We start from the raw sequence: 24,982 nt of genomic DNA on the forward strand, positions 1-24,982 counted from the left end.
TGGCCTTATTATGACCGGCCACGGAACATTATGGCAATAGCTTTCAATGGCTTATCGCATAGATTTGAATCATTTTATCGTTCCCTGCGCCGGAAAATCTATAATTTGTCGACTGCTGCGAACCTCGATACCTGATTGTCGACCATACTGACCTGAAAATCTTTCAGCCGGATGACACAAAACTTGCCATGAATTTTACCGCAGATGCGGCTTCATCCTTCAAGCAAAATCGCCGATAGCCGTTCGGCCTGAACACGAATGTCCGGTACGGCAGTAACCTCCCAGAACGCGCCTTTCGTAACAGGTCCGATACCGAAAAACGGACCGGATGGCTCTCCTCGCTTATTGAGAATCTGCAGATCCCGTGTGACGTCAAAACCGAGATCGAGTGGATCCGGTCGGGCCAAGCCATGTTCCATAAGACCGATCAGTGCCGCATTGCGGGTTGTCGAAAAACGTGGATTGCCGCCACGACAATCAATAACCGTCGATACCTGCAGTTTTTCGACATGCTCACTACGCCGAGGGCGATAACGGACTTCAATCTCCTCGCCTTGGTCGCGCACCGAAACCAGATGGCCTGCCGCGACTTTAAGCTGGCCGCTGTTCACGGCAGCTTCGATACGCTCTGCGACAGCCGGTGCCATGCGATGCCGGTGCACATCCCACCAAGGACGCAGATGACGGAGGAAGCTGCGGCGCTGCGAAGTCGGCAGGCTCGCCCAGATGTGTTGTGTATGCGTACGCAGACCATCCATCACGCCACGCCAGCCGGAACCGGTTTTTTCCGCTTCCGTCATCATGGCACGCACGTGCTGCACAAGCTTGGAAAGGCCCAGCGATAGCGGGAGATCGTCTGCCTCGACCGGGAAAGCTTGCGCAGGGGCATGAACCGCAGGAAGAAGCCCACGGCGCGAGATCGCATAGATTTCCGCACGATGCCCGTTGTCGAGCAGCGACAGGACGCTGTCGATCATCGACAGACCTGTGCCGAATATAGTCACCGGCGCATCTGTCGGCACATCGAAATAGCCATTGCTCGACCAGTATTCCGTAACGTGATTGCCGGATTTCGCGATGGCGGCCTCATTTCCCGTGGCCACAATCACCGCATCGGCAATGAACGTGTCTCCTGTCTCAGCGGTAACGGCTGCTCTGCCGTCCTTCAGTGCGACATCGACGACGCCGGTCTTTTCAACCTTCAAACGTGTATCATCGTCAGAAAGATAAGGCGCGATAAGATGCTTCAGATAGGAGCGGTAGAGTTTGCGTGGTGCAAAACTGTGCGGTTCCCACAAATGGCCGGGAGCGGCAATGTCGCTCGACTGCAACCAGTTCAGGAAATGATCCGGCTGATCGGGATATGCGCTCATATTGCTGGCGCGGACATTGAGAAGATGGCTCGGATTTTCCGTCGCGTATGCGATGCCTGCCCCTAATTGACCTGAACGCTCGAAAATCCGCACGGTCGAATCTGGTGAGCGCCGAAGCAATTGTGCGGCCAGGATGATGCCGCTTGCGCCCGCTCCGATGATAATGAATGACTTCAAACTATCGTGACCTCGTCCCTTTTCACGACAACGATAAGAAAAGCGCGTCGTCAAACTATCGTTTTTAAATCCCACTGTTTTAGTTAGATTCCGATAAACAATCGCTCTTGTAAACCCCATAAAGCTGGGATGTTGCGCTGTTCAGATGCCTGCAGGGCGCGGATAGCACATGGACGCAACGATCAAAACGTAAACAGTAAAACCCGGCTAACAACGGATCGTTGACAGTGTGTTTCAGAAACACGGGCTGGCTTCGACAGCCAAAATAACAATATTTCCCTCAACATCATTCATGAGGTTGTCTTGAAAATCCCAAGCCAGACAGCCTGTTGAACCGCTGAAAAACAGGACAGAATAATGAACAATTCTCTGCTGAATTCCATCAAGAAGCGCCGCACACAGTACGCTCTGGGCAAGTCCCTTCCGCTGTCGAATGAAGACACCGCCGAGCTGATCCGCGAAGCGGTCAAGCATACGCCGTCTTCGTTTAATTCGCAGAGCTCGCGCGCTGTGATCCTGTTTGACGCCGAGAGCGACAGGCTGTGGAACATCGTGAAGGAAACACTTCGCAAGATCGTTCCTGCCGACGCTTTCGCCCAGACCGAAGCCAAAATCGACAGCTTCTCCGCCGGTGCAGGCACGGTTCTGTTCTATGAAGACCAGAACGTCGTTAAGGGTCTTCAGGAAAACTTCCCGCTTTACGCTGACAACTTCCCGGTCTGGTCTGAACAGTCGGGCGGTATGGCGCAACATTCGGTCTGGACCGCGCTCGCCAACGCCGGCATTGGTGCCAGCCTTCAGCACTACAACCCGCTGATCGACCACGAAGTCGCCAAGGCTTGGGACGTTCCGGCTTCGTGGAAGCTCCGCGCACAGATGCCGTTCGGCTCGAACGAACAGCCTTTTGCTGAAAAGGCTTTCATGGACGATGGCGACCGCTTCAAAGTGTTCTTCTAATCGCCTGATTGTACTGTATGAATTGAGCCGGGGGAATTTTCCTCCGGCTTTTGCATTTCCGCGGAAAAATATTTCATCAGACCGTTGTCCCCTCCCCAAAAGCTGGCTGTAATGGAGAAGCTTTGAAGAGAGTCGCGAACAAAGCGACAGGCTCTTGAAGCTTCATCAATGCAGGGCTGCGATTGCGCAACATATGCGTATTGCACAGCCCGGAGGGGAAGTTGCATGACGACCGTAATACTGTCACTCATTCAGAATAACTCGAAGGCAGACCATACAAGATATGGCCTTGCACGAAAGCTGCTGCGCGCATCGATTCCAGCCGCACTGGCATTCACGCTCTTTCTATCGGCATCACCCAAGGCAGTGGAAGCAGCTACACCGACTGACACGCTCGTCATTGCCATGAGCATAGATGACGTCATTTCGCTCGACCCGGCGGAAATCTTCGAGATCACGACGTCTGAAGTGCTCACCAGCACCTATGAACGCCTCGTCACGACTGACACCAAGGACCCGACGAAGATCATCCCCCAGATTGCCGAAAGCTGGGCCTTTTCCGATGACGGTAAGTCGATCACGTTCAAAATCCGCAAGGGCCTAAAATTCGCCTCCGGCAACCCGCTGACGGCACACGACGCCGCTTATTCGCTGCAGCGCGCGATCAAGCTCGACAAGAGCCCGGCCTTCATCCTCAGCCAGTTCGGTCTCACTCGCGATAATGCCGATCAGAATATTGTTGCCACCGACGACGAAACGCTTGTGTTCACGACCGGCAAGGCGTTTGCGCCAAGCTTCGTCCTGAACTGTCTGACATCCAGCGTTGCGTCGATTGTCGACAGCAAGTTGGTCAAGGAGCATGAGCAGAAGGCAGAGAAGACCAAGGATTTTCCTTACGAAACCGATTTCGGTTATGAATGGCTGAAGACCAATTACGCCGGTTCCGGTCCTTTCGCATTGAAGCAATGGCGCGCAAATGAAGTCCTGCTTCTGGAGCGCAACGAAAATTATAGCGATGCAAAACCGGCAATGAAGCGCGTTATCTATCGCCACGTGAAAGAAGGCGTTTCGCAGCGCCTGCTCTTGCAGGCGGGCGACATCGACATTGCACGCAATCTGGAACCTGGCGATATCGAGGAATTGAGCAAGGATCAGAAATACCATGTCATCAACGCCCCGAAGGGGCGCGTCTATTATCTGGTCGCCAACCAGAATGTACCTGAACTCGCAAAGCCCGAAGTCCGGCAGGCACTGAAATACCTGGTCGATTACGATACGATAGAAGCGAAGCTCATCAAGGGTATCGGTCGCACGCACCAGTCCTTCCTGCCACTCGGCATGTTCGGTGCTGTCGGCGACAAGCCATTCACCTACGACGTCGATAAAGCCAAGGAACTTCTCGCCAAAGCTGGCCTCAAGGACGGTTTCAAGGTGACGCTTGATGTACGTAACAGCCAGCCATTCGTCGGGATAGCGGAAAGCATTCAGCAGACGATGGGTAAAGCAGGCGTTCAGGTGGAAATCCTGCAGGGTGACGGCAAGCTGACCACCACCAAGGTTCGCGCACGCAAGCACCAGTTGGCGCTGGGTATATGGGGACCGGATTATTGGGATCCGCATACCAATGCGGTCACGTTCACCAACAATCCAAACAATGGCGAAGATGTTTCGATGCGCACCAACGCCTGGCAGGCGCATTGGGAAATTCCGGAACTGACGGCGGAAACAATGGCTGCTGTTGAAGAGCGCGATACAGCCAAACGTGAGACGATGTATCATGATCTTCAAAAGAAGTTTCAGGAAACAAGCCCGTTCGCGATCATCTATCAGCAGATTGAAACGGCTGTGACGGGTCCGAATGTGCACGATTTCAACATGGTGGCCGATGCCAACTATGTTCAGACCGTAACGAAGGACTGATGCGATACGAAAAGGCCGGGCAAAGTGCCCGGCCTTTTTACTCGTCGTCGAAACTGAACGGCGGCAATTTTTCCAGTGCGGATTTCAGCGCTTCCGACCAGCTTTCCGATACGGTTTGATAGTAAGGATCGGTGGCCTCGAACCGTCTGCGAGCGCCAGTTACAAAACTGTCCGCTTCATAAATCTGCATGTCGAGCGGAAGCCCAACTGAAAGGTTGGCTTTCAGTGTGGAATCGAACGAAACCAGCAGCAGCTTCACCGCTTCCTCGAAACTCATCTGCTCCTGATAAGCGCGCACGAGGATCGGTTTTCCATATTTGTTCTCGCCAATCTGGAAAAAAGGCGTATCGGCCGAGCTCTCGATAAAATTGCCTTCGGGATAGATATAGAAAAGGCGCGATTGTCCGCCCTTGATCTGTCCGCCGAGAATAAACGATGCGCCGAAAGCATCGGCATTCTGTCCACCGGTAGCGGAGTTCTGGATCACTTCCTTGACGGTGTCGCCGACAAGACGCGCAACCTGAAACATGGAAGGCGCGTCGAAAACCGAAGGGTGCCTGTCTGCCGGAGCTTTCATCCGTTCTTCCAGAAGACTTGCAACGGCTTGCGTTGTCGCGAGGTTTCCCGCCGAAAGCAGAACAATCACGCGCTCGCCGGGCTCTGACCAGCTTCGCATTTTTGAGAAGACAGAAATATTGTCGAGCCCGGCATTCGTCCGTGTATCGGACATGAACACAAGGCCACGATCGATTTTCATTCCAACACAATAGGTCATAAGCAATATCCGGCAGGCAACTCGCTATCCAGAAAGATCACTGCCCTACATTGATGTGAACCGCAAGGCTTTCCACCGTGCCGCCCAGACGAACGCCGGAAATCGGGGCCGCATCACGATAGTCGAGGCCGGTTGCAATCCGCACGTAACGGTCATTCGGACAAATATTGTTGGCGGCATCGAACCCCACCCATCCCAGACCATCAATATGGGCTTCAGCCCATGCGTGACTTGCGGTTTGTTCTTCCACACCTTCCATCATCAGATATCCCGATACGTATCGCGCCGGAATGCCGATCAATCGGGCTGTGGAAAGGAAAACATGCGTGTGATCCTGGCAAACGCCCTTCCCACTTTCCAGAGCGCTTTCAGCATCCGTTGAAACGCTCGTCGTCCCCGGCATATAGGCGACCGCCTTGTGGATGGTGTTCATCAGATCGTGCATCAGGGCAAGCCGTTCCTGCCCGGTCGTGAGATCAGCTGCCAGCGCCTTGATGCGTTCGCCCGGCGCAGTCAGCGGCGTCTCGCGCTCGAAGAGCCAGAGCGGCGCATAACCATAGACTGATCCAAGCACTCCGGCCCGGTCTTCCATCTCGACGCTGCCGCTGGCGGTTATGACAATTTCATTGATATTGCGAGAATGCTGGACCAGATCGGTCTTGTTGCCGAAGCCGTCGACATAGGAAACCTCCGGCTCACCGCCTTCGATTTTTAACTCCCAGTGCTTGACCATCTGGCCCGGCACCGTTGGCGGACGCAGCCGCAACCTTTGCACCGCATAAGGAACCGGATGCTCATAGCGATAATGTGAAACGTGCCGGATGTTGAGCAGCAAGCGAAGACCTCAATAGAAATTATAGGTTTCAGCAATCTCGTTGCCGAGCCGGTTGTTGCGAGTGATGAATTCGGTCAGAAACTCATGTAAGCCCACATCGAAGATCGCGGATATGTCCTGATTTTGCAGGCTTGCATAGATTTTGTCCGCTGTCGCGTGGCAGGCAGCACGATTGCCATAATCTTTCGACAGGTAATCCAGATGTTCGGCGATGCTGCGATAACAGTAATGGAGTGAACGCGGCATACGGCCGTTCAGGATCAGGTAGTCCGCGACTTGCGCAGGACGGTAATCACCATCATAGACCCACCGATAAGAGCGGTGCGCGGAGACCGACCGCAGGATCGATTCCCATTGATAATTGTCCAGCGTCGTGCCGACATAGGATATCGCAGGCAGCAGGACATAATATTTCACATCGAGAATACGAGCCGTATTATCAGCGCGTTCGATGAAAGTACCAAGGCTTGCAAAGTCGAAGATTTCGTTGCGCAGCATCGTGCCATGGAAAGAGCCGCGAATGAGCGCCGTCTCGCGCTTGATCTGGTCGAGAAGCTGCGGAAGGTCACTTTCCTTCAACGGCTTACACAGCGACTTTTTCAGTGACATCCATGCTTCGTTTACGCTTTCCCACGCCTCGCGCGTCAGCGCCGTGCGCACCATGCGGGCATTGGAACGCGCGGTTTCAATGCAGGTCATCACGCTTGATGGATTGTCTGCATCGCGCAGCAGGAAGTCCGCAACATTGGCGGCGTTATAGACGTCGTATTTTGCAGAGAAGCCCTGACTTGCACCCGCTGAAACCGCGACCGAAGACCACTCCTCCGGTGCGTCAGACGTTTTCGTCAGCGCCATGCGAAGCCCCGCATCGACGAGACGTGCCATGTTTTCGGCACGCTCTATGTAGCGGAACATCCAGTAAAGTCCGTTTGCCGTACGGCCAAGAAGCATAAATCATTCCCCTTTTCGCGCCCTGATCTTGTCGTCAGTTGCAGCACGTTAATGCAGTTTCAGTCGTCGAGTACCCACGTATCCTTGGTTCCGCCGCCCTGGCTGGAATTCACGACAAGCGATCCCTCCTTCAATGCCACACGGGTGAGCCCGCCGGGTGTGATGCGGATGCGATCCGAAACCAGAACAAATGGGCGCAGATCGACATGGCGTGGCGCCAGCCCGCTCTCGGTAAAGATGGGCGTCGTTGAGAGCGCAAGCGTGGGCTGCGCGATATAGTTGCGCGGCCTTGCCTTCAGTTTCTCTGAAAAAGCATCGCGTTCGGCCTTTGTCGACGCGGGGCCTACCAGCATTCCATAACCACCGGAGCCGTGCACTTCCTTGACGACAAGCTCGGCAAGATTGTCGAGCACATAAGCAAGGCTATCTGGTTCGGAACAACGCCAGGTCGGAACATTTTCGAGAATGGCCTTGCGACCCGTATAGAACTCCACGATCTCCGGCATGTAGGAATAGATCGCCTTGTCGTCGGCGATGCCGGTTCCGGGCGCATTGGCAATCGTGATATTCCCTGCCCGGTAGACATCCATGATGCCTGCAACGCCGAGCGTCGAATCCGGCCTGAATGTCAGCGGGTCGAGAAACGCATCGTCCACACGCCGATAGAGCACGTCGATAGCGCGATAACCTTGTGTGGTACGCATCGCGACACGTCCGTCAACGACGCGCAGATCGCTTCCCTCGACCAATTCGACGCCCATCTGGTCGGCAAGGAATGCGTGTTCAAAATAGGCTGAATTATAAATGCCGGGTGTCAGCACCGCGACGGTCGGCACATCCTGCGTGCCGGGAGGCGCAACACTTGCCAGCGACTGGCGCAACAATTGCGGATAATTCTCAACCGGGCGAACCTTGACGTTCTGAAACAGCTCGGGAAAGAGTTGCATCATCGTCTCGCGATTTTCCAGCATATAGGAAACGCCGGATGGCGTGCGGGCATTGTCCTCCAGCACATAGAACTGGTTCTCGGCGGTGCGCACGATATCGACGCCGATAATATGGGTGTAGACATTGCCCGGAGGACGGAAGCCGATCATCTCGGGCAAGAAGGCTTCATTCTTGGAAATCAGGTCTTTCGGAATGCGCCCTGCCCGGACAATCTCCTGACGGTGATAAATGTCATCGAGGAAGGCGTTAAGCGCCATCACACGCTGTTCGATGCCCTGCGACAGACGCCGCCATTCCTGACCTGAAATGATACGCGGGATGATATCGAAGGGAATGAGGCGCTCGCCCGCTTCCTGATCGCCGTAGACAGCAAAGGTGATGCCCGTCTTGCGGAAAACGCTTTCGGCGTCATCGCTTTTCTGCAGAAGTTTGTGCGGGTCTTGGCTGTCGAGCCACTGCTTGAGAAATTCATATGGTTGGCGGACATTCCCGCCATGGTTGAGCATCTCGTCAAATGGCTTCACTTAATTCCCCTTCTTTTTCCCTATTATTCAGTCCTGACTCAGGGAAAAGCAAGCATGGAAATTATGCAAAAGCGCAAAGCTGGGTTGCGCAATTTCGTCGCGACATGAGCCCCGAGGTGCGTTCTACTACGCCCGCAAACATAGCTCTGGCGAAAATTCAGCCCGGTCGATGGGCTTTCACGACTGCCGGATCGGTGTCGATACGCCCGGCTTCGATGAGGTCGAGACAATAAGGCACTGCCGGAAAAATTGCCTGCAAGGTCATGGCAATTGAAGCTGGTTTACCGGGAAGATTGAGGATGAAGCTCTTGCCGCGACTGCCTGCCGTTTGGCGGGATAGAATGGCGGTCGGGGTTTGTTCCAGGCTGACGCGGCGCATCAGTTCGCCGAAACCGGGCAGTTCCTTGTGCAGAACGGCCTGCATGGCTTCCGGTGTTTCATCGCGCGGGCTTGGTCCCGTGCCACCCGTGGTCAGGATAAGATCACAGGCCTCGTTGTCACAAAGATCGATAAGCGTGTCGCGTACCGATTCCATGCCATCGGGAATGACACGGCGGATTGTTTCATAAGGCGTGACGACAGCGCTTTTCAGCCACGCTTCCATGGCAGGGCCACTAAGGTCTTCGTACTCCCCGCGACTTGCGCGGTCGGAAACAGTCACGAAACCGATCTTTACCATCACACCCTCACAGTAAGTTTTTGGCTCTCAGCAGACTTCTGGCGATCTTATAGGCGCTCGCTGGTTTGATGTGAAGGTTTGCATACTCCCAAATGAAAACGCCGCCCAAAGGCGGCGCTTTGCTTATGATGTCACTCGAAAATTACGGCGTAACGTCGAAGCCGAACCACTTTTCCGACAGACGCTTGATCGTGCCGTCAGCCTTTGCAGCTTCAATGGCAACGTCGAACATCTTCTTCAGTTCGGTATCGTCCTTGCGCAGACCGACAGCAACGCCACGGCCCAGAATGCCGCCCTTGAAGAACGGACCGGTCATGACGATGTCTTCGTTGCCCGGCTTCTTGGCCGCATCCGTGAGGTAAGCGAGCGAAGCCACGATCAGATCTACGCGGCCAGACTTCAGGTCGAGGTCGTGCTGTTCCGTGGTCTTGTATTCACGGATGTCGATGCCATCCTTGAAATACTTGTCGAGCAGCGACAGGCCGAGCGAAGCGGTCTGGACGCCGACGGTGCGGCCCTTGATTTCAGCCGATACTTCGTCAATTGCCTTCTGGGCAGCCGCTTCATCCTTGGCGAGATAAAGGGTTTCGCCGGTATGCGGCAGCTTGGCGTAAGGGCTGTCCTTCAGCGTCGCAAAGGTCTGCGGCGTCAAGCCATAGGAAATCGAGAAGCTGATAGTTTCTTCGCGCTTCGGCGTAGCAGTAAGGCCAGCCATGATCGCATCGAACTTGCCGGCATTGAGCGCCGGAATGATGCTGTCGAAAGGCTGCGCAACCATCGTGCACTCAACCTTCATGCGGGCGCAGAGGTCCTTGTAGAGATCGACTTCATAGCCATCCAGCGAGCCATCGGGCTTGGTGAAGTTGTAAGGGCGGAAAGCACCTTCCGTGGCGATGGTGATCTTTGTCCACTTCTTTTCCTCGGCATGGGCCGAGACGCTCGTCAGAGCGAGAGCGGAAATGAACACGGCTTTGAAAAGTCCGGTGGTCTTCATTGCAAATATCCTGTTGCGGTTATTTCTGTCCGGCTTACGCCGGAACACAGAATTTCGGTAATTAGGCAGCGTTTTCGTGGCTGATAAACTTGCGGAAACGTTCCGACTTCGAGTTGCCGAACACGTCTTCCGGCGCACCGTCTTCTTCCACCAGACCCTGATGGAAAAATACGACGCGGTTGGAGACGTCGCGCGCGAAGCCCATTTCGTGGGTCACGACCAGCATGGTGCGGCCTTCTTCGGCAAGGCCGCGCATGACGCGCAACACTTCACCGACCAGTTCCGGATCGAGTGCTGAAGTCGGCTCGTCAAAGAGCATGACTTTCGGCTTCATCGCCAGTCCGCGGGCGATTGCGGCGCGCTGCTGCTGTCCGCCCGAAAGATGGGCCGGATAGAAATCGCGCTTGTCAGCAATGCCGACCTTTGCCAGCAAAGCTTCCGCTTCTGCCACGCATTCCGCGCGCGGGCGTCCCTGCACATAGATCGGCGCTTCGATGATGTTTTCCAGAATGGTCTTGTGCGACCACAGATTGAAGCTCTGGAACACCATGCCCAGTTCCGAACGAATGCGCGAAACCTGTTTCTTGTCGGTCGGGTAGGCTTCACCCTTCGAATTCTTCGCCATACGGATGGTTTCGCCCGAAACCGTCACAGTGCCTGACGTCGGTGTTTCCAGAAGGTTGATGCAGCGCAGGAAAGTCGACTTGCCGGAACCCGACGAACCGAGGATCGAAATGACCTCACCTTCACGTGCTTCAAGCGAAATGCCTTTCAGCACTTCATTCGCACCAAAGCTCTTGCGCAGGTTTTCGACTTTCAGCGCCACCGGTGCATTGGGGGAAACGATTTTGCTCACGATGTTTGTCCTTCGGAGGAAAGCTTGACGACCGGCTGGCGCAGATAAGGGGTCAGTCTATATTCTGCGAACATCAGCGCACGTGTCAGAACGAAGTTGATGGCAAGGTAGATCGCTCCGGCGATCACGAAGATTTCTATGGCTCGATAGCTCTCGGCGATCAGCTTTGCTGCGATACCAGTCACTTCCATGAGTGTGATGATCGACGCAAGCGAGGTTGCCTTGATCATCGATATCATCTCGTTGCCGTAACCCGGCAATGCCTGACGGACCGCAAGTGGCATGACGATGCGACGGAAGCAGGTGAAGGACGACATGCCACAGGCTTTTGCAGCTTCGATCTGGCCATGCGGCACCGACAGCAGGCCACCACGGATGATTTCGCTCGCATAGGCGGCGTTGTTCAAAGTCAGCGCAATGATCGCACACCAGTAAGGCTCGCGCAAAACCGGCCACAGGAACGAGTAACGGATGGCCGGAAACTGGCTGAGACCGTAATAGATGATGAATATCTGCACCAGAAGCGGTGTTCCGCGGAACACGAACACATAAAGGCGGGCAATCCAGTCCAGCACCTTGATGCCCGACAGGCGCATCAAGGCGAAAAGCAAGGCCAGTATGGCACCAAACACGATGGAAGTTGCCGCAAGCTTCAGGGTCAGCGGCACGCCGCCCAGCATCTGGAAGAATGCATCGGAATAGAATTCAAGGCTCATTTTGCCCTCCGAACGCCGCGCGAGAAGTGACGCTCGGCAAACTGCAGAAGTCCGCCGGAAACAGACGAAATCAGCAGGTAGAGCGCACCGGCAATGAGGAAGAAGTTGAAGGGCAGTCCGGTCGAGCCAGCGCCGATCTGTGCCTGACGCAGAAGCTCAACCACACCGGCAACCGACACCAGAGCGGATTCCTTGAGCGAAACCTGCCAGACATTGCCAAGACCCGGCAATGCATGTCGCAGCGCCAGCGGCGCAATGATGCGGCGGAATTTCAGCATCTGGCCCATGCCGCAAGCAGTAGCGGCTTCGAGTTCACCTTTGGAAACGGCCCGGAATGCACCACGAAACACTTCGGTGTGGTGCGCACCACAGGAAATGGCAATTGCCAGCACACCCGCAAGAAAGCCCGGAAAGCCAATGAAGCCTTCCGCGCCGAAATATTTGCCAAGTGCTGTGACTGCCGCACTGCCACCGAAGTAAAACAGATAGATGACGAGGAGATCCGGAATACCGCGAATGATCGTGGTGTAGCCATCGGCGACAGCGCGAAGCGTGCGCCCGCCGGAAATCTTCGCCCAGGCAGCAAAAACGCCGATGGCAGCGCCAAGAAGGAAGCCCAGGACGGCGAGCGCCACGCTCACCAGTGCACCCATCATCAGCACGTAGCCCCAGCCGTCGGGCCCGAAGCTCAAAATATCGAGAAAGCCCATCTGCTTCATGATGCGTCAGGCCCTGTTGGAATTGGGGGATTGAATGTCATTTCTATTTTCAGATTCTGTCTGCCCGCCCGCGTCATTTCGCGGTTTCGGGCAGAGCGGGTTGAACGCTGTCTGGAATCGGATTGACGAACACGGTTCCGTCGAGCCGTTTTTCGTGATCCTGCTTGGCTTTCTTGATCTGCTCCGGATTACGGAACAATTCGATGGCCGTGCTGCCTATGATCTTTGCAGCATGGGCCATGCCTTTATGCGCCGCGGGCAGCTTGCCCTGCGCCACCATCTGCCACGAATGAAGCGGCGTGCCAATTGCGCAGGTCGCGCCGCGCATCTGCACGGTGGGCACGACCCAGCTCACGCTGCCGACATCGGTAGAGCCGACGAGGGTATTATCGCCTTTATAGGGCGTATAGATATCTTCACAAAGCGCGAGGCCATCTTTCGGCTCGACGCCGAAGCGGCGGAAAGCATCTGAAATGTCTTCCCTGGACAGTGTCTTCTGGAAACGGCTTGCAGTTTCACGGTCCTGCTCATCGAAGTCCGGAGGTCCGAGTCGCTCGAGCTGAAGCTGCATCATCTGTTCCAGCGGCGTGTTGCCAATCAGATCGGCATCGCCGCTGACGATTTCGCTGCGGACCGTCGTTTCGGTCATCAGCGCCGCGCCGTCGGCAATCTTCTTGACGCGTTCCAGAAGGGTCTGCATTTCCGGCAGGCTGCGGGCGCGAACGAGATAACGCACCGTTGCCTTGGCCTGCACGACATTCGGCGCAAAACCACCTGTATCGGTCACAGCGTAATGAATGCGCGCCGTGGACGGCATATGCTCACGCATATAGTTCACGCCGACATTCATCAGTTCAACTGCGTCCAGCGCACTGCGCCCCAGATGCGGGGCTGACGAAGCATGGGCTGCGCGACCGCTGAAGTGAAAATTGATTTCGTTGCAGGCAAGCGAAACCGGATCGTTTACACCAGCAAAAGGCGCCGGGTGCCAGCAAAACGCGATATCCACATCGTCAAAAAGTCCTTCGCGGACCATGAACCCCTTGGCTGAACCGCCCTCTTCCGCCGGGCAACCGTAATAGCGCACGCGGCCCTTGATGCCCTGTGCGGCAAGATAATCCTTCACTGCCGCAGCAGCGAGCAACGACCCTGAGCCCAACAGGTTATGACCGCAGCCATGTCCATGGCCGCCGGCCTCGACTGGCTGCTCTTCAACCAGTCCAGATATCTGGCTGAGGCCCGGCAATGCATCGAACTCACCAAGGATGGCGATGACCGGTCCTTCGTCGCCAGCTTCGCCCATCACCGCAGTCGGCAGGCCCGCAATACCACGCTCGACGCGAAACCCTTCGGCTTCCAGCATCGCCGCATGGGCATCGCTCGATTTGTACTCTTCGTAGTTTGTTTCAGGATTATCCCAAACCGTATCGCTCAGTTCGAAATATGCGGCGCTCTTGGCGTCGACGATATCCCAGATATCGTGATGGTTTTTCAACTCGGCTCCATCGATCATTTCACCGACGCCATACAAGATGGCGGCGGGCATCAGGACATTCAGGCAATGCAATTGCCGAACCTTCCTCAGACTGCAATTTTTGATGATGCTGATAGAACTCAGGCCCCGCTCTCGCAAGGGCAGATCGGAGAGTTGATGCGAAATCGCTCATTTTCAGGCAGTTTTCTGCCCTCAACAAGCTGTTTCGGTCAATTCGTCCGATTGAAGTTAGCTGTTAGCCTCCCACACGCCTCAATATTCCTCGCACCTGTACTCAGCAGTACCCGAGACAAATGGCGGGGAGTAGCCATGATATTGGTCAAAATTATTGTGAGTTTTTGCAATATGAGAGGTTCCTCCTGACAAATTGCCAACAAGTTCGTAGAAGCGCTGCGATCGCCACTTCTGCTCCCCCTTGAGTGCCTATCGATGAAACGATAGTTCATCGTACAAATGAAATTTCGAAGGCGGCGGTCATGGTACACGAAAAGAAGCATGCGGATTTCATCATACGTCCACTGCAGCGCAGCGAAGTGACTGACATCTGGCAAATTGATCGCAGCGAGATCATCGAGGAAATGTATCGCCTCGAAGGAGAGCAACTCCTGCTGGAGCCACAATTCTACGATGTGCAGGGCTGGCCGGAGGGCGAAGCGGAAATCTACACACATATCCTGCTCGACTGTCACGACCACGGCGGCGTATTTCTTGGCGCCTATCTCGATGGCACTCTGGTGGCCGTCGCAGTTACGGATGTACGCCCTGTCGGTGCCTATCCCGAATTGTACCAGCTCGGCTTCATGCATGTGGGGAAGACAGTCCGGGGATTGGGACTTGCTGGTGAACTTTATCGTCGCAGCGTGGCCATTGCGAAGGAGGCCGGAGCAGAAGGTTTCTATATTTCTGCGACACCCACACGGCGGACCATCGATTTTTATGTGAAGCAAGGTGCAAAAGTCACCACGACGCCTGATCCATTGCTCTTCAAGCGCGAGCCGGAAGATATTCATCTCATCCATCGTTTCAACGCCCAAGCTTCTTGACGCGGAACAGAAACCACTATCATCGTCACTCATGCGAATTCTGCTCGTCGAAGACAATCTCACCCTCGCAAACTGGCTGGCAAAAAGCTTGCAGCAGTCGAACTACAGCGTCGATACTGTGCACGACGCGGCGGATGCGGAACAGGCGCTCGCCTTCACGGAGTATGATCTCGTGGTTCTCGACCTCGGATTGCCGGACAAAACCGGGCTCGACGTGCTGGAGCACATCCGCGGCAGAGGCAATGAGGTGCCTGTCATCATCCTGACGGCCAATGCAAGTCTTGACGGACGTATCCGCGGATTGGATGCCGGTGCTGACGATTATCTGGCAAAGCCGTTCGAACTCAGCGAACTTGAAGCGCGCATCCGTGCGCATCTTCGCCGGTCCAGTCAGCGGACAGCGCCTGTTGTGACCTGCGGCCTTTTGCGTTTCGACACCAACACCCGGCTGTTTTCACTCGGAGACGATCCACTGTCACTTGCACCCAAAGAACATGCAGTTCTGGAACAGCTTCTGCGGCGCATCGGAACCACCGTCAGCAAGACAACACTTGTTCAAGGTATTTACGATTTCGACAGCGAGACTGATGAGAACGCCATCGAGATTTACATTCATCGTCTGCGCAAAAAGCTGGAGGGCAGCAAAGCCGAGATCGTAACCTTGCGCGGCCTGGGCTATCTGCTGCGTGAGGCGAGTTGAGATGAAACGGCTGTTCACTCGCCTCTCCCAAAGCCTGCGTGCACAGCTCGTTTCCTGGATCGTGATTCCGCTGATTGTCGTGGCCGGGATCAACCTTTGGACCGCATGGCGTGCGTCGGAAAATATGGCCGGGATCGTGTCAGACAGAATGCTGACAGCGTCAGCACGCGCCATTGGCGAAGCGACTGCTGCCTCGCATAATGCCATCGATGCTGTCATTCCGCCGGTAGCGCTGGAGATGTTTTCGACGGGAAATGGCGACCGGGTCTATTATCGGGTCGAAACTTCTGACGGACGCCTGCTTGCAGGGTTTCCCGACTTGCCGAAACCGGCTGAAATCGCGAATTACGACCCACTCCATTATGAGGGCAGCTATCGCGACCATCCCTTGCGTCTGGTTGTCTTGCGCCATCCCGTTGCAGCACCGTCCAACCTGCCACAAGCTGTCGACGTGGTCGTGGGTGTCACCCTTGCAGGATACACCGCCATGCAGCGGGAGCTTTGGCTGAACTCTGTGCTGGAACAATCGCTGCTCATCATCGTCGCGGGTGCCCTTTCGTTAATGGGCTTGCGCTTTGTATTGCGCCCGTTGATCCGGCTCCGCAACGAAGTTCGCAATCGCACATCCGAGCTGGAACCATTCGATCCACAGACAGTTCAGACCGAACTTCGACCGCTCGTCACAGCGCTGAACCAGTATATGGAACGCGTGCGCAAGCAGATGTCGGCGCAGCACCGTTTCATCCAGAATGCAGCACATCAGTTGCGCACGCCACTTGCTACACTATCAACGCAGGCCAGTTTCGCAGAACGGACAACCTGCGAAAGTGACCGCAAAGACGTTCTGGCAGGTATCAAGAATACCACCATGCAGCTGTCGCGGCTTGCTGGACAATTGCTGACGCTTTCGCGTGCCGAACCAGGCAGCAGGCGTCCTCGCGCTGACCGGGTTGATCTGGCGGAAGCGGGACAACAAATTCTGGAAAGCCTCTCGGGCAAGGCGTTCGACCGCAAGATCGATCTCGGGTTCGAGCTCAAAGCAACCAAAGCCATCATTTCTGGCGACGGCACCATGCTGCGAGAAATGATCGTCAATCTGGTGGACAACGCCCTTACCTACACGCCCGAAGGCGGCACAGTAACGCTTGTGATTGATCAGGATGGGCCCAAAATCGACATACGGGTCGAGGACAACGGACCCGGAATCCCCGCAAATGAATATGAACACGTTTTCGAGCGTTTCTATCGTGTTCCGGGCACCATCGCCGATGGAAGCGGGCTGGGCCTTGCCATCGTGCGCGAAGTTGCCGACACGGCGGGCGGCCATGTCGAGCTTTCCCAAACGAAAGGCGGCGGGCTTACGGTGACCGTCACCTTGCCCGCCGCCTGACATTCATGCATTTGACCGACTATCAGCTTCCCTGTTCGGAAAGCGCCTGTGGACGCCATTTCACCAGGTGGTTTTCGACCAATGTGATGATGTATTCCACGACGAGCGCCAGAACCGCCAGAATGACCATGGCGGCAAAAACGCCATTGGCATTGAAGGTGCCCTGCGCCGTGGAAATCATCAGGCCGACGCCCTTCTTTGCACCAAGGAATTCACCGACGACAGCGCCGACGAGTGCAAAGCCGAAGCTGACGTGAAGACTTGCCAAAATCCAGCTCATGGCCGACGGCACGATGACGGTGCGCGTGATCTGCGAACGCGATGCACCCAATATCTGCGCATTGGCAATCAGCGCGCGGTCGGCTTCGCGCACGCCCTGAAACGCATTGGCGAACACGACGAAGAAAACCATGACGACGGCCAGCGCCACCTTGGATGCCATGCCGAGGCCAAGCGCAATAATGAAGATCGAACCCAGCACGACGCGCGGGATGGAATTGGCGATCTTGATATAGATCGAGAACACATCGGCGAGGAACTTGTTGCGACCCAGCAGGATGCCGCAAATGACGCCGCCGACCGCACCGATAAGGAAACCAAGCGCGGTTTCCTCAAGCGTTACGATGATCTGTTCCGAAAGCGGTCCCTGTGACGTGCCTTCCGTGACCCAGATCCATATCTGGTCGGCAATGCCGGAGGGGCTCGCAAAGAAGAATGGATCGATCAGGCCGGTCCGTGCGCCGAGTTCCCAACCGCCCAGAACGGCGACCAGAATGGCGAGGCGTACAAGAATAACGACCGCTCGGCGGCGGCGCATGTCGGCACGAAATTTCGCTTCGGTGCGCGCAAGTTCGTCGGCACTTGCATTGACCTGCAAGCTTGGTGACGCGGAGAGAGCTTGTGTTGTCATATCATTTTCTCCGATTAGTTTCCGTTTGCCAGCGCGCGCTTCTGGCCGATCTGCACTTCCTCGCGCAAATCGTCCCAGATGACCTTGGCGATATCCACAAACTGGCTGTCGTAGCGGATGTCTTCCATGACGCGCGGGCGTGGGATGTCGATATCGTAGACGCTCTTGACCGTGGCTGGACCGGCGGTCAGCACATAGACTTTATCGGCCAGCGCAATCGCTTCTTCGAGATCGTGCGTGACGAAGATGACGGACGCGCCAGATTGTTGCCAGAGATCGAGCAATTCACCCTGCATCAGCGTGCGCGTCTGTACGTCAAGCGCACTGAACGGTTCGTCCATGAGCAGGATTTTCGGTTCGTTGATGAATGTCTGTGCCAGCGCCACGCGCTTGCGCATGCCGCCAGACAACTGGTGCGGATAGTGCTTTTCAAAACGGGCCAGACCAACACGGGTGATCCAGCTACGCGCTTTCTCATAGGCTTCTTCCTTGCCCATACCGCGATAACGCGGACCGGCACTCACATTGTCGATGACATTAAGCCACGGAAAAAGCGCATCGGCCTGAAACACGAAGCCGATATCAGGGCTGATACCTTCGATAGGCTTGCCCATCAGGCGGACCTCACCGGCACTTGGCTTGGCGAGACCGGTTACGAGATTAAGCGTCGTTGACTTGCCGCAGCCGGTCGGACCGACAACACAGGCAAACTCGCCCTGCGCAACATTCATGGTGAAGTCGCGCAATGCGGTCATCATCTTGCCGTCGGGGGTGACGAAACGGCGAGTTACATTGTTGAGCGCGATTGCAGCAGCTTTCTCACGCGCAATGGTTCTGGGGGCTTCCATCAGCATGGGTTCCTCGCGGGTATGCGGCACCGCTCGCGCGCGATAGTTTCGTTATCAAAGATCTCCGAGCGCAAAACCGTCTTACACGTTTGCTGGAAATGCTCTGTCGCGCGCCTGCAATGCGGTTGAATCTTTGGAGGACAGCGGGACTGACGTTCATGTTTGAACGCCAGTCGAGGGCTGTTTACTTCGCCGCGTCGAGCGTTGCGTTGGCCTTGTCCACGAATTCGGTCGTGAAGGTCTTCGAAAGATCGACCTGCTTCTCCTGAAGCGGCTTCTTGAAGGTTGCGAGAACCTTGAGAACGGTTTCAGGTCCATCCTTCGGCATCCGGCCGTCCGGCGTATACTGCGCCTTGCCCTCGGCAAGTCCCTTTACGTAAAGGTCCTTGTCACCGACGTAATAATCCTTGGGCATCTGGTCGGCGATTTCTTCAGCGCTGTGCGAAGCGATATAGCGCATGGTCTTGACCAGAGCGTTGGCAAGCTTCTGCGCGTCTTCCTTGTGCGTCTCGAGCCATGCGCTTTGCACATAGAACGACGCAGCCGGGTAAGGTCCACCAAGCGCTTCGATGGTCTTGTCGGGCGTGCGCATGTCGACCAGCACCTTGGCATCGCCGCTCTTCAGCATATTGGCCACGGTCGGTTCCGTTGTCATGCCTGCCTGAACGGCATCCTGCTTGAAGGCAGCGATGAAAGTATTGCCTGCTCCGACAGGAAGCAGCGTGTAGTCGCCCTGCTTGAGGCCATTACGCATGGCAAGGTATTGAGTCAGGAAGTCCGTCGAGGAGCCCAGTCCGGTGACGCCAAGCGTATGCCCCTTGAAATCGCCCGGCGACTTGATCTGGTCGGCATATTTGCTGGAAACGAGTTCCACTTCACCCGGCGCCTGACTGAACTGGACGATGGACTGAATAAACTTGCCCTTCGATTGCAGGTCGATCGTGTGATCGTAAAAGCCGACCACAGCCTGAGCCGCACCGGCCAAAAGTTCGTTTTCAGCATCCACGCCAGCGCGGCTGTTGATCAGCTCGACATCAAGGCCTTCATCCTTGAAGTAACCCAGCTTTTCCGTCAGCACTGCCGGAAGGTAAATCTGCTTTTCCATACCGCCGACAATCACTGTCAGCTTTTCGGCATGGGCAGCGCCTGCTCCAAGTACCATTGCGCCGCCGATGAAGGCCGCGCCAAATAGATGGCGGCATGAATCGATAGAGATTTTCATCTACGCTCCTCCGAGAGCTCCTGTTGGCCCGGCAATGCCAGACCCCTCCTGATATGCAGCCGATTCCTCAATCGGTTTTGAATGGTTAGCGCAGGCAAGCTTTCAACCAGCTTTCAACAAACTCGCGGCGAGATTTCGAACCCCGTAAACCGGTAGCCAGAGATTATCGCTATTTATATTCGGAAGAACCGGATCACCAAGAACACTATCGTGATGCGCCTGATATCGCTGTCATAAAACGATCTGTTGCTTTCCCTCTGAATTAGAGGTTCAATCAATCAAACGGGGAGGCGTCCATGCCATTTCGCGGCAACAAATATCAGGGAACATATGCGCCAAACGATCTCCAAGTGCTGCAGATTGCCTATAATCGCTGCTGCGCACTGCTTGATCGATGTTCAACGACGCACGAAAGCAAAGAGGCGCTTGCACGCGCAATTATAAGAACATTTGAATCTGGCGAACAAAATCCGGACAAGATCGCTGAAATAGTAGCCAAACTGGAACTTGATCGCGTTTAACGGCATTGGTTGAAAAAGAGTCTGCTTACGATCCCTCAGCAAATTTTAGCTCTCTAATGCTTTCGGTTTCGCAACTGACTGAATATTTTACATAAACTAAATAATTCTCGATTATAATGCTTTGCAATCAGCTATGTTTTAGTATAGCGGGTCGCAAGAATTTTCAGGCGTTTAGATGGGATTATCTGTTTGTCGCCACTGCGGAATGCATAAAATGCCATTTTCGAGAGATTACTACTTCGGGCGTTTCAAGCCCATTGAGTTGGAGGAGCTGCAAGCGGCTTATGTCAAGTCGTGTGAAGCGATGGCTCGTTGTCCGATCACTTCTCCCCAAAAAGACGAAATGGCGCGCGAAATCATCCAGATCTATGAATGCGGCGTCATGGATGCCGAGAAGATCGCCGAGCTCATGGTGCAGATCGAAGCGGTCAAACCACGTCCGTTGAGCGAACAGATGCTCGACCGTGTGACGACGATCCAGCCCAAGATTGCCTGAGCAAAATTACTTCATGAAAAACACCCGGATGCAAAATCGCATCCGGGTGTTTGTTTGTTCAGCGCTGAGCCACCGGGCGGACAAGCGGAGTCACGCGGCGGATCGTGACACGACGATTTTCCTGTTCGGCTGCTTGCGTGCGAATTTTCAGGAAGCGTTCGCCATAGCCTTGCGTGACAAGGTTTTCTGGCGGAATTTCATAGACTTCCGTCAAAAGGCTCGCAACTGATTCAGCACGTTTATCGGACAGGACCAGATTTGAACGGTCCGATCCAACCGCATCCGTATGCCCTTCAATGAAGAAGGTTTCGCCCGGATCCTTTGCCAGTACCTTCTGCATGGCGGTTGCAACCTTGCGCAGCGTCTTCGCCTGCGAAAGCGAAACCTCGGCGCTGCCCGTCGCGAAGTGGATTGTATCCAGATCGATACGACGCACCTTGTCGCGCAGGCGGGCTGAATGACGAACCTCGTCGATCGTATAGACACGCTCCACACGTTCTACCGGAGGCATGGCAAGGAAGTCATAGAAATCGCGATCCGGATCGTCCGCGACGTCGATGATGTAATCTCTTACCGGAATGGTCAGACGCATCGGCGGCAGTTCGTAACCAACATCGATAATCGAAGCGCGCGGATTGTCGTCATATTCCGGCGCATAGATCATCAGATATTCATTGCCGTCCCGGTCGATACGGGAACGCTGAAGAATATCGCCGTAGCGATCATAGACTGTGACGATCTGGTTGCCACCCGGGCGGACAATGGTTTCACGGGTGCGCCCGCGCGGCAGTTCATCGTAATAGGTTTCCTCGGCATCACGGCGCAACCTTGGGCGATCATCGCCGCGAACGAAGATACGGTCGCCCACGTCCAGAATGACACGATTATCCACCTCCTCGATCACTTTGACGTTGGTGACATTGTTGGTCACGTTATTGACCGTCGTATTATTGATGACCGTATTGTTCACCACCGTGTTGTTGATGATATTGGTGGTTTCCGGCACGGCAAAAACCGGCGCTTCCTTGATACGGGTGCCCTCTTCCTTGAGATTGGCTTCGATCTTCTGCGGCAGCGCTGCCTTCACTTCCTCTGGAATCGCAACCTGTGCCGCCGCATCATTTGCGGGCGGTGGTGCACTTTCCTCAGCGGAGCGCTGCTGTTCGCGCTGCTTGCGACGCTCTTCACGCGACTGGCTTCCGCCGGAATTGTCGGCGTCCTTGTCGCTGTCGAGAATGGCAGCGCCATTTTCGACCGGCAAGACAACCGTATCGTCCGTCTTCGCAGGGTCTTTCGCAATCTCCTGCTTTTCCTCGGTCGAACGCTGATCGACGATCTCTGGCGCTGGCTCCGAAGACGGTTTTTGCTGGTCTTCGGTTGATTGCGGCTGTTCGACCGGCTGTGCAGGCTGAGCCTCATTCTGTGGCTCTTCCTTTGCTTTCGGTTCTTGCGGTTGAGCTTCTTCGGGATGCTCAACAGCGGATTCTTCCGCTGGTTCTTTCTGAGGAGGCGAGACCGGAGATGCGTCTGCCGGTTGTTCGGCTGGCTTTTCCGGTTCCTGCGCCGGAGCTTCCTTGGCAGGTTGCTCGGCCTGCTTGGCCGGTTCTTTCGCCGCCGGCTGCTCAGGTTTCGCTTGCGGTTCCTGTGCAGGCTCTTCCTTCACCGGCTTTTCAGCGGGAGCGGTCTGTTCCTGCGTCTCATTGGCCTTGCGAGCCGCCTCTTCATCAGCCTTCTTCTGTTCTTCAGCGCGACGCTGAGCTTCCTCTTCGGCGGCCTTCTGCTGCTGTTCGCTCTGACGCTGTGCCTCTTCGTCAGCCTTTTTCTGTTCGGCAGCTTGCCTGGCCTGCTCTTCGGCCTGTTTCTGCGCTTCGCGCTCGGCTGCCTTCTGCTGTTCCTCGGCTTGCTTCTGTGCTTCGCGCTCGGCGGCTTTTTGCTGCTCTTCAGCTTGACGTTGCGCCTCTGCCTCCGCAGCGCGCTTCTGTTCTTCCGCCTGACGCTGGGCTTCCTCTTGAGCAGCCTTCTGCTGCTCTTCGGCCTGACGACGATTTTCTTCCTCGGCAGCGCGCTGTTGTTCCTCAGCCCGACGCGCTTCTTCTTCCGCTGCCTTTTGCTGTTCTTCAGCCTCGCGCTGTTGCTGCTGCAACTGCTCGTCGGATGGCTGGTCTCCGTTCTCCTGTGCCAGCAGGATTGGAGCCGTCAATGAATCCGCCAGTACGGGTTGCGCTAGAATGGAGGCCGACAGAACCGGCACGGCAACAGTGGCAAGAAGCTTCGAACGAATAGACATAAATCCTTCTCCTTCTGGAAGGCAGAATTGATATGCGTCTCACCCACAGAATCGCGGGCAAAGACGCCGTAGAACCGCCAGCGATATCCATCGAATTGGGACAAATTCCGGCAACTTCACAAATCCGTTATCGTAATCCACATGAACGCAGCCTGAACCCAAGCGTTCCAAAACTACGAGATTTGCCGCATTCTTTTGGCCAGAAGCTCGATGCCTTCCGCAATCCGATTAATCGGAATGGAAGAATAAGCGATGCGAAAATAGCGGCATGGCCTGTCATCGCTCCAGAAGAAAGGGGACCCCGACTCGATCAGCACGCCATCCTCGCGCAGATCACGTGCGAGCTTGTCGGCATCCATGCCCTCCGGTCCTTCGATCCAGAATGCCGTGCCGCCAAAGGCCGATTTACCAGCGATTTTCAATCCTTCGCGATTAAGGGCCTCGATCATGACAATATGGCGCTTGTGATATTCAATCCGCATACGATGAATAACCGCATCATAGTGACCAAGAGCCAGAAAATAGGCGGCTGTTCGCTGCAAATGTCCGGGCGGATGACGAAGCATGAGCGCGCGCAGTGCCCTCGCCTCGCGGATGACAGGCGCTGGCGCGACAAGATATCCAAGCCGAAGCCCCGGAAACAGCGACTTTGAAAAACTGCCCACATAGAGAACGCGGCCATACTGGTCGAGCGACTTTAACGCCGGCGTCGGCGGCTGCAAAAAGCTCATCTCGAATTCATAATCATCTTCGACAATGACGAAATCGCGCTCGGCTGCAGCCTCTAGAAGTGCTATACGCCGCGCGCGCGGCATAGTGGCGGCCGTGGGTGACTGGTGGCTCGGCGTGACGAAGACCGCGTCGATCTCATCTGGCAGCAACTCGGGTGGCAAGCCGCCTTCATCGACGTCAAGCGCTGTTACATTGGCCCCTGTCAGATGGAGTGTGGCACTAATATCGGGATGTCCGGGATTTTCGCATACGACATGCGAGCGCCGTGTCAAAAGCAGATGACTGATGATCCAAAGCGCGTTCTGCGCGCCAACGGTAACAAGTATCTCGTCTGGCTCCGCGTGTATTCCGCGGCTAGGCAGCGTGCGCGAACGGATATAATTGACAAGTTCCACATCATCGGCAGCGGCGAAATCACCCGCCATAAGGATAAAGTCTTCTCTGGCCAGCGCGCGCCGTGCGCAATCGCGCCATGCGGCGAGATCAAACAAGGTCTGATCCATCTGGCCATAGAGAAAGGGGTAGCGATACTTCCGCCAATCCAGAGGCTTGCGAATGGTCTTGGCAATGTTGAAGCCGAGACGCAACTTGGATGACCAATCTACGGCGGTGTCAGGTGTTTGCAAAAAATCCTTGTCTGGACGGCTGATGGGCGGCGCTGCAGCCACGTGATAGGCACTGCGGGAACGCACTTCCAGATAACCTTGGGACACAAGCTCCTGATAGGCCAGCGTTACCGTGAGGCGCGAGACTTTCAGATAATCCGCCAGCCGCCGCGTGGAGGGCATGCTGGCACCGGGCAAAACCGCGCCTGAAAGAATGGCTGATACCGTTGTTTCCCGGATTTGGGACTGCAATCCGGTATTTCTGCTGCCATCTATGAAGAAGATCGTCGGTGAGACGGCATCCAAAAC

Annotated in this window: 23 protein-coding genes; 7 read left to right on the forward strand and 16 right to left on the reverse strand. The window is 55.4% G+C overall.

Annotation, left to right across the window (positions count from 1 at the left end):
- Positions 1–212: 212 nt before the first annotated feature.
- On the reverse strand, positions 213–1,550 hold the full coding sequence (locus KWJ32_RS03450) for an FAD/NAD(P)-binding protein (protein WP_151609524.1): 1,338 nt from the start codon (positions 1,548–1,550) through the stop codon (positions 213–215).
- A 357-nt stretch (positions 1,551–1,907) separates the two neighbouring features.
- Here KWJ32_RS03450 and KWJ32_RS03455 point away from each other — a divergent pair, with 357 nt between their 5' ends.
- On the forward strand, positions 1,908–2,507 hold the full coding sequence (locus tag KWJ32_RS03455) for a nitroreductase family protein (RefSeq protein ID WP_012092935.1): 600 nt from the start codon (positions 1,908–1,910) through the stop codon (positions 2,505–2,507).
- 225 nt (positions 2,508–2,732) lie between these two features.
- Positions 2,733–4,427 (forward strand): ABC transporter substrate-binding protein, encoded by a 1,695-nt coding sequence (locus tag KWJ32_RS03460; protein WP_012092934.1) that lies wholly within the window; start codon positions 2,733–2,735, stop codon positions 4,425–4,427.
- A 37-nt stretch (positions 4,428–4,464) separates the two neighbouring features.
- Here the strand turns inward: KWJ32_RS03460 and KWJ32_RS03465 are convergent, their stop codons facing one another.
- From KWJ32_RS03465 to KWJ32_RS03510, 10 genes are all read right to left on the reverse strand, one after another.
- A complete protein-coding gene (locus KWJ32_RS03465; protein WP_012092933.1) occupies positions 4,465–5,202 on the reverse strand; it encodes a proteasome-type protease in 738 nt (245 codons plus the stop codon).
- 37 nt (positions 5,203–5,239) lie between these two features.
- A complete protein-coding gene (locus KWJ32_RS03470; RefSeq protein WP_012092932.1) occupies positions 5,240–6,037 on the reverse strand; it encodes a transglutaminase family protein in 798 nt (265 codons plus the stop codon).
- A gap of 9 nt (positions 6,038–6,046) precedes the next feature.
- A complete protein-coding gene (locus tag KWJ32_RS03475; RefSeq protein WP_010658723.1) occupies positions 6,047–6,988 on the reverse strand; it encodes an alpha-E domain-containing protein in 942 nt (313 codons plus the stop codon).
- Positions 6,989–7,047: 59 nt separating this feature from the next.
- The gene (locus KWJ32_RS03480) at positions 7,048–8,460 is read right to left on the reverse strand and encodes a circularly permuted type 2 ATP-grasp protein (RefSeq protein WP_012092931.1); all 1,413 of its coding nucleotides are present in this window, start codon (positions 8,458–8,460) and stop codon (positions 7,048–7,050) included.
- Positions 8,461–8,617: 157 nt separating this feature from the next.
- On the reverse strand, positions 8,618–9,139 hold the full coding sequence (gene mog / locus KWJ32_RS03485; RefSeq protein WP_010658721.1) for a molybdopterin adenylyltransferase: 522 nt from the start codon (positions 9,137–9,139) through the stop codon (positions 8,618–8,620).
- Positions 9,140–9,281: 142 nt separating this feature from the next.
- Positions 9,282–10,133 carry a transporter substrate-binding domain-containing protein gene (locus KWJ32_RS03490; RefSeq protein ID WP_010658720.1) on the reverse strand — a complete coding sequence of 284 codons (852 nt, stop codon included), beginning with the start codon at positions 10,131–10,133 and terminating at the stop codon, positions 9,282–9,284.
- Between the two features lie 61 nt (positions 10,134–10,194).
- Complete coding sequence (locus tag KWJ32_RS03495) at positions 10,195–10,989, reverse strand: ATP-binding cassette domain-containing protein (protein ID WP_012092930.1); 795 nt, start codon at positions 10,987–10,989, stop codon at positions 10,195–10,197.
- A complete protein-coding gene (locus KWJ32_RS03500; protein ID WP_012092929.1) occupies positions 10,986–11,705 on the reverse strand; it encodes an ABC transporter permease in 720 nt (239 codons plus the stop codon). The genes KWJ32_RS03495 and KWJ32_RS03500 overlap by 4 nt, the downstream gene beginning before the upstream one ends.
- Positions 11,702–12,424: an ABC transporter permease subunit gene (locus KWJ32_RS03505; RefSeq protein ID WP_010658717.1), complete on the reverse strand. Its 723-nt coding sequence runs from the start codon at positions 12,422–12,424 to the stop codon at positions 11,702–11,704. Before KWJ32_RS03505 ends, KWJ32_RS03500 begins: the two co-directional genes overlap by 4 nt.
- A 73-nt stretch (positions 12,425–12,497) precedes the next feature.
- The gene (locus KWJ32_RS03510) at positions 12,498–13,970 is read right to left on the reverse strand and encodes a M20 family metallopeptidase (protein ID WP_012092928.1); all 1,473 of its coding nucleotides are present in this window, start codon (positions 13,968–13,970) and stop codon (positions 12,498–12,500) included.
- Positions 13,971–14,395: 425 nt separating this feature from the next.
- On the opposite strand from KWJ32_RS03510, the gene KWJ32_RS03515 reads away from it, so the two are divergent.
- From KWJ32_RS03515 to KWJ32_RS03525, 3 genes are read left to right on the forward strand one after another with little or no spacing between them, the layout of a single operon-like run.
- Entirely contained in the window at positions 14,396–14,962 is a 567-nt protein-coding gene (locus KWJ32_RS03515; RefSeq protein ID WP_010658715.1) for a GNAT family N-acetyltransferase, read from the forward strand.
- Between the two features lie 31 nt (positions 14,963–14,993).
- The gene (locus KWJ32_RS03520; protein WP_010658714.1) at positions 14,994–15,662 is read left to right on the forward strand and encodes a response regulator transcription factor; all 669 of its coding nucleotides are present in this window, start codon (positions 14,994–14,996) and stop codon (positions 15,660–15,662) included.
- 1 nt (position 15,663) lies between these two features.
- The gene (locus tag KWJ32_RS03525; RefSeq protein WP_012092927.1) at positions 15,664–17,052 is read left to right on the forward strand and encodes a sensor histidine kinase; all 1,389 of its coding nucleotides are present in this window, start codon (positions 15,664–15,666) and stop codon (positions 17,050–17,052) included.
- A gap of 22 nt (positions 17,053–17,074) precedes the next feature.
- On the opposite strand, the gene KWJ32_RS03530 is transcribed toward KWJ32_RS03525, so the two are convergent.
- The 3 genes from KWJ32_RS03530 to KWJ32_RS03540 form a co-directional block, all read right to left on the reverse strand.
- On the reverse strand, positions 17,075–17,962 hold the full coding sequence (locus tag KWJ32_RS03530) for an ABC transporter permease (protein ID WP_010658712.1): 888 nt from the start codon (positions 17,960–17,962) through the stop codon (positions 17,075–17,077).
- A gap of 14 nt (positions 17,963–17,976) precedes the next feature.
- Positions 17,977–18,816 (reverse strand): ABC transporter ATP-binding protein, encoded by an 840-nt coding sequence (locus KWJ32_RS03535; RefSeq protein ID WP_012092926.1) that lies wholly within the window; start codon positions 18,814–18,816, stop codon positions 17,977–17,979.
- 178 nt (positions 18,817–18,994) lie between these two features.
- Positions 18,995–19,972 (reverse strand): ABC transporter substrate-binding protein, encoded by a 978-nt coding sequence (locus KWJ32_RS03540; protein ID WP_085982297.1) that lies wholly within the window; start codon positions 19,970–19,972, stop codon positions 18,995–18,997.
- A gap of 356 nt (positions 19,973–20,328) precedes the next feature.
- On the opposite strand from KWJ32_RS03540, the gene KWJ32_RS03545 reads away from it, so the two are divergent.
- Entirely contained in the window at positions 20,329–20,553 is a 225-nt protein-coding gene (locus KWJ32_RS03545; protein ID WP_010658709.1) for a hypothetical protein, read from the forward strand.
- Between the two features lie 214 nt (positions 20,554–20,767).
- The gene (locus KWJ32_RS03550) at positions 20,768–21,049 is read left to right on the forward strand and encodes a hypothetical protein (protein ID WP_010658708.1); all 282 of its coding nucleotides are present in this window, start codon (positions 20,768–20,770) and stop codon (positions 21,047–21,049) included.
- A 58-nt stretch (positions 21,050–21,107) separates the two neighbouring features.
- Here KWJ32_RS03550 and KWJ32_RS03555 read toward each other — a convergent pair whose 3' ends face one another.
- Together KWJ32_RS03555 and KWJ32_RS03560 are read right to left on the reverse strand one after the other, a co-directional pair.
- The gene (locus tag KWJ32_RS03555) at positions 21,108–23,336 is read right to left on the reverse strand and encodes an OmpA family protein (RefSeq protein WP_012092924.1); all 2,229 of its coding nucleotides are present in this window, start codon (positions 23,334–23,336) and stop codon (positions 21,108–21,110) included.
- Between the two features lie 173 nt (positions 23,337–23,509).
- Positions 23,510–24,979, reverse strand: coding sequence for a PLP-dependent aminotransferase family protein (locus KWJ32_RS03560; protein ID WP_012092923.1), 1,470 nt, complete (start codon positions 24,977–24,979; stop codon positions 23,510–23,512).
- Positions 24,980–24,982: the final 3 nt, after the last annotated feature.

Origin of the sequence: Ochrobactrum sp. BTU2, assembly GCF_024539785.1 — a bacterium.
Lineage (GTDB): Bacteria > Pseudomonadota > Alphaproteobacteria > Rhizobiales > Rhizobiaceae > Brucella > Brucella anthropi.

Bases quoted from the DNA above. Each gene is read 5' to 3' on its own strand.
- KWJ32_RS03535 (WP_012092926.1), bottom strand. From the start codon at position 18,816: ATGCTGATGGAAGCCCCCAGAACCATTGCGCGTGAGAAAGCTGCTGCA.
- KWJ32_RS03500 (WP_012092929.1), bottom strand. From the start codon at position 11,705: ATGAGCCTTGAATTCTATTCCGATGCATTCTTCCAGATGCTGGGCGGC.
- mog (WP_010658721.1), bottom strand. From the start codon at position 9,139: ATGGTAAAGATCGGTTTCGTGACTGTTTCCGACCGCGCAAGTCGCGGG.
- KWJ32_RS03510 (WP_012092928.1), bottom strand. From the start codon at position 13,970: ATGCCCGCCGCCATCTTGTATGGCGTCGGTGAAATGATCGATGGAGCC.
- KWJ32_RS03515 (WP_010658715.1), top strand. From the start codon at position 14,396: ATGGTACACGAAAAGAAGCATGCGGATTTCATCATACGTCCACTGCAG.
- KWJ32_RS03540 (WP_085982297.1), bottom strand. From the start codon at position 19,972: ATGGTACTTGGAGCAGGCGCTGCCCATGCCGAAAAGCTGACAGTGATT.
- KWJ32_RS03530 (WP_010658712.1), bottom strand. From the start codon at position 17,962: ATGACAACACAAGCTCTCTCCGCGTCACCAAGCTTGCAGGTCAATGCA.
- KWJ32_RS03460 (WP_012092934.1), top strand. From the start codon at position 2,733: ATGACGACCGTAATACTGTCACTCATTCAGAATAACTCGAAGGCAGAC.
- KWJ32_RS03465 (WP_012092933.1), bottom strand. From the start codon at position 5,202: ATGACCTATTGTGTTGGAATGAAAATCGATCGTGGCCTTGTGTTCATG.
- KWJ32_RS03475 (WP_010658723.1), bottom strand. From the start codon at position 6,988: ATGCTTCTTGGCCGTACGGCAAACGGACTTTACTGGATGTTCCGCTAC.
- KWJ32_RS03545 (WP_010658709.1), top strand. From the start codon at position 20,329: ATGCCATTTCGCGGCAACAAATATCAGGGAACATATGCGCCAAACGAT.
- KWJ32_RS03555 (WP_012092924.1), bottom strand. From the start codon at position 23,336: ATGTCTATTCGTTCGAAGCTTCTTGCCACTGTTGCCGTGCCGGTTCTG.
- KWJ32_RS03455 (WP_012092935.1), top strand. From the start codon at position 1,908: ATGAACAATTCTCTGCTGAATTCCATCAAGAAGCGCCGCACACAGTAC.
- KWJ32_RS03505 (WP_010658717.1), bottom strand. From the start codon at position 12,424: ATGAAGCAGATGGGCTTTCTCGATATTTTGAGCTTCGGGCCCGACGGC.
- KWJ32_RS03525 (WP_012092927.1), top strand. From the start codon at position 15,664: ATGAAACGGCTGTTCACTCGCCTCTCCCAAAGCCTGCGTGCACAGCTC.
- KWJ32_RS03490 (WP_010658720.1), bottom strand. From the start codon at position 10,133: ATGAAGACCACCGGACTTTTCAAAGCCGTGTTCATTTCCGCTCTCGCT.
- KWJ32_RS03550 (WP_010658708.1), top strand. From the start codon at position 20,768: ATGCCATTTTCGAGAGATTACTACTTCGGGCGTTTCAAGCCCATTGAG.
- KWJ32_RS03520 (WP_010658714.1), top strand. From the start codon at position 14,994: ATGCGAATTCTGCTCGTCGAAGACAATCTCACCCTCGCAAACTGGCTG.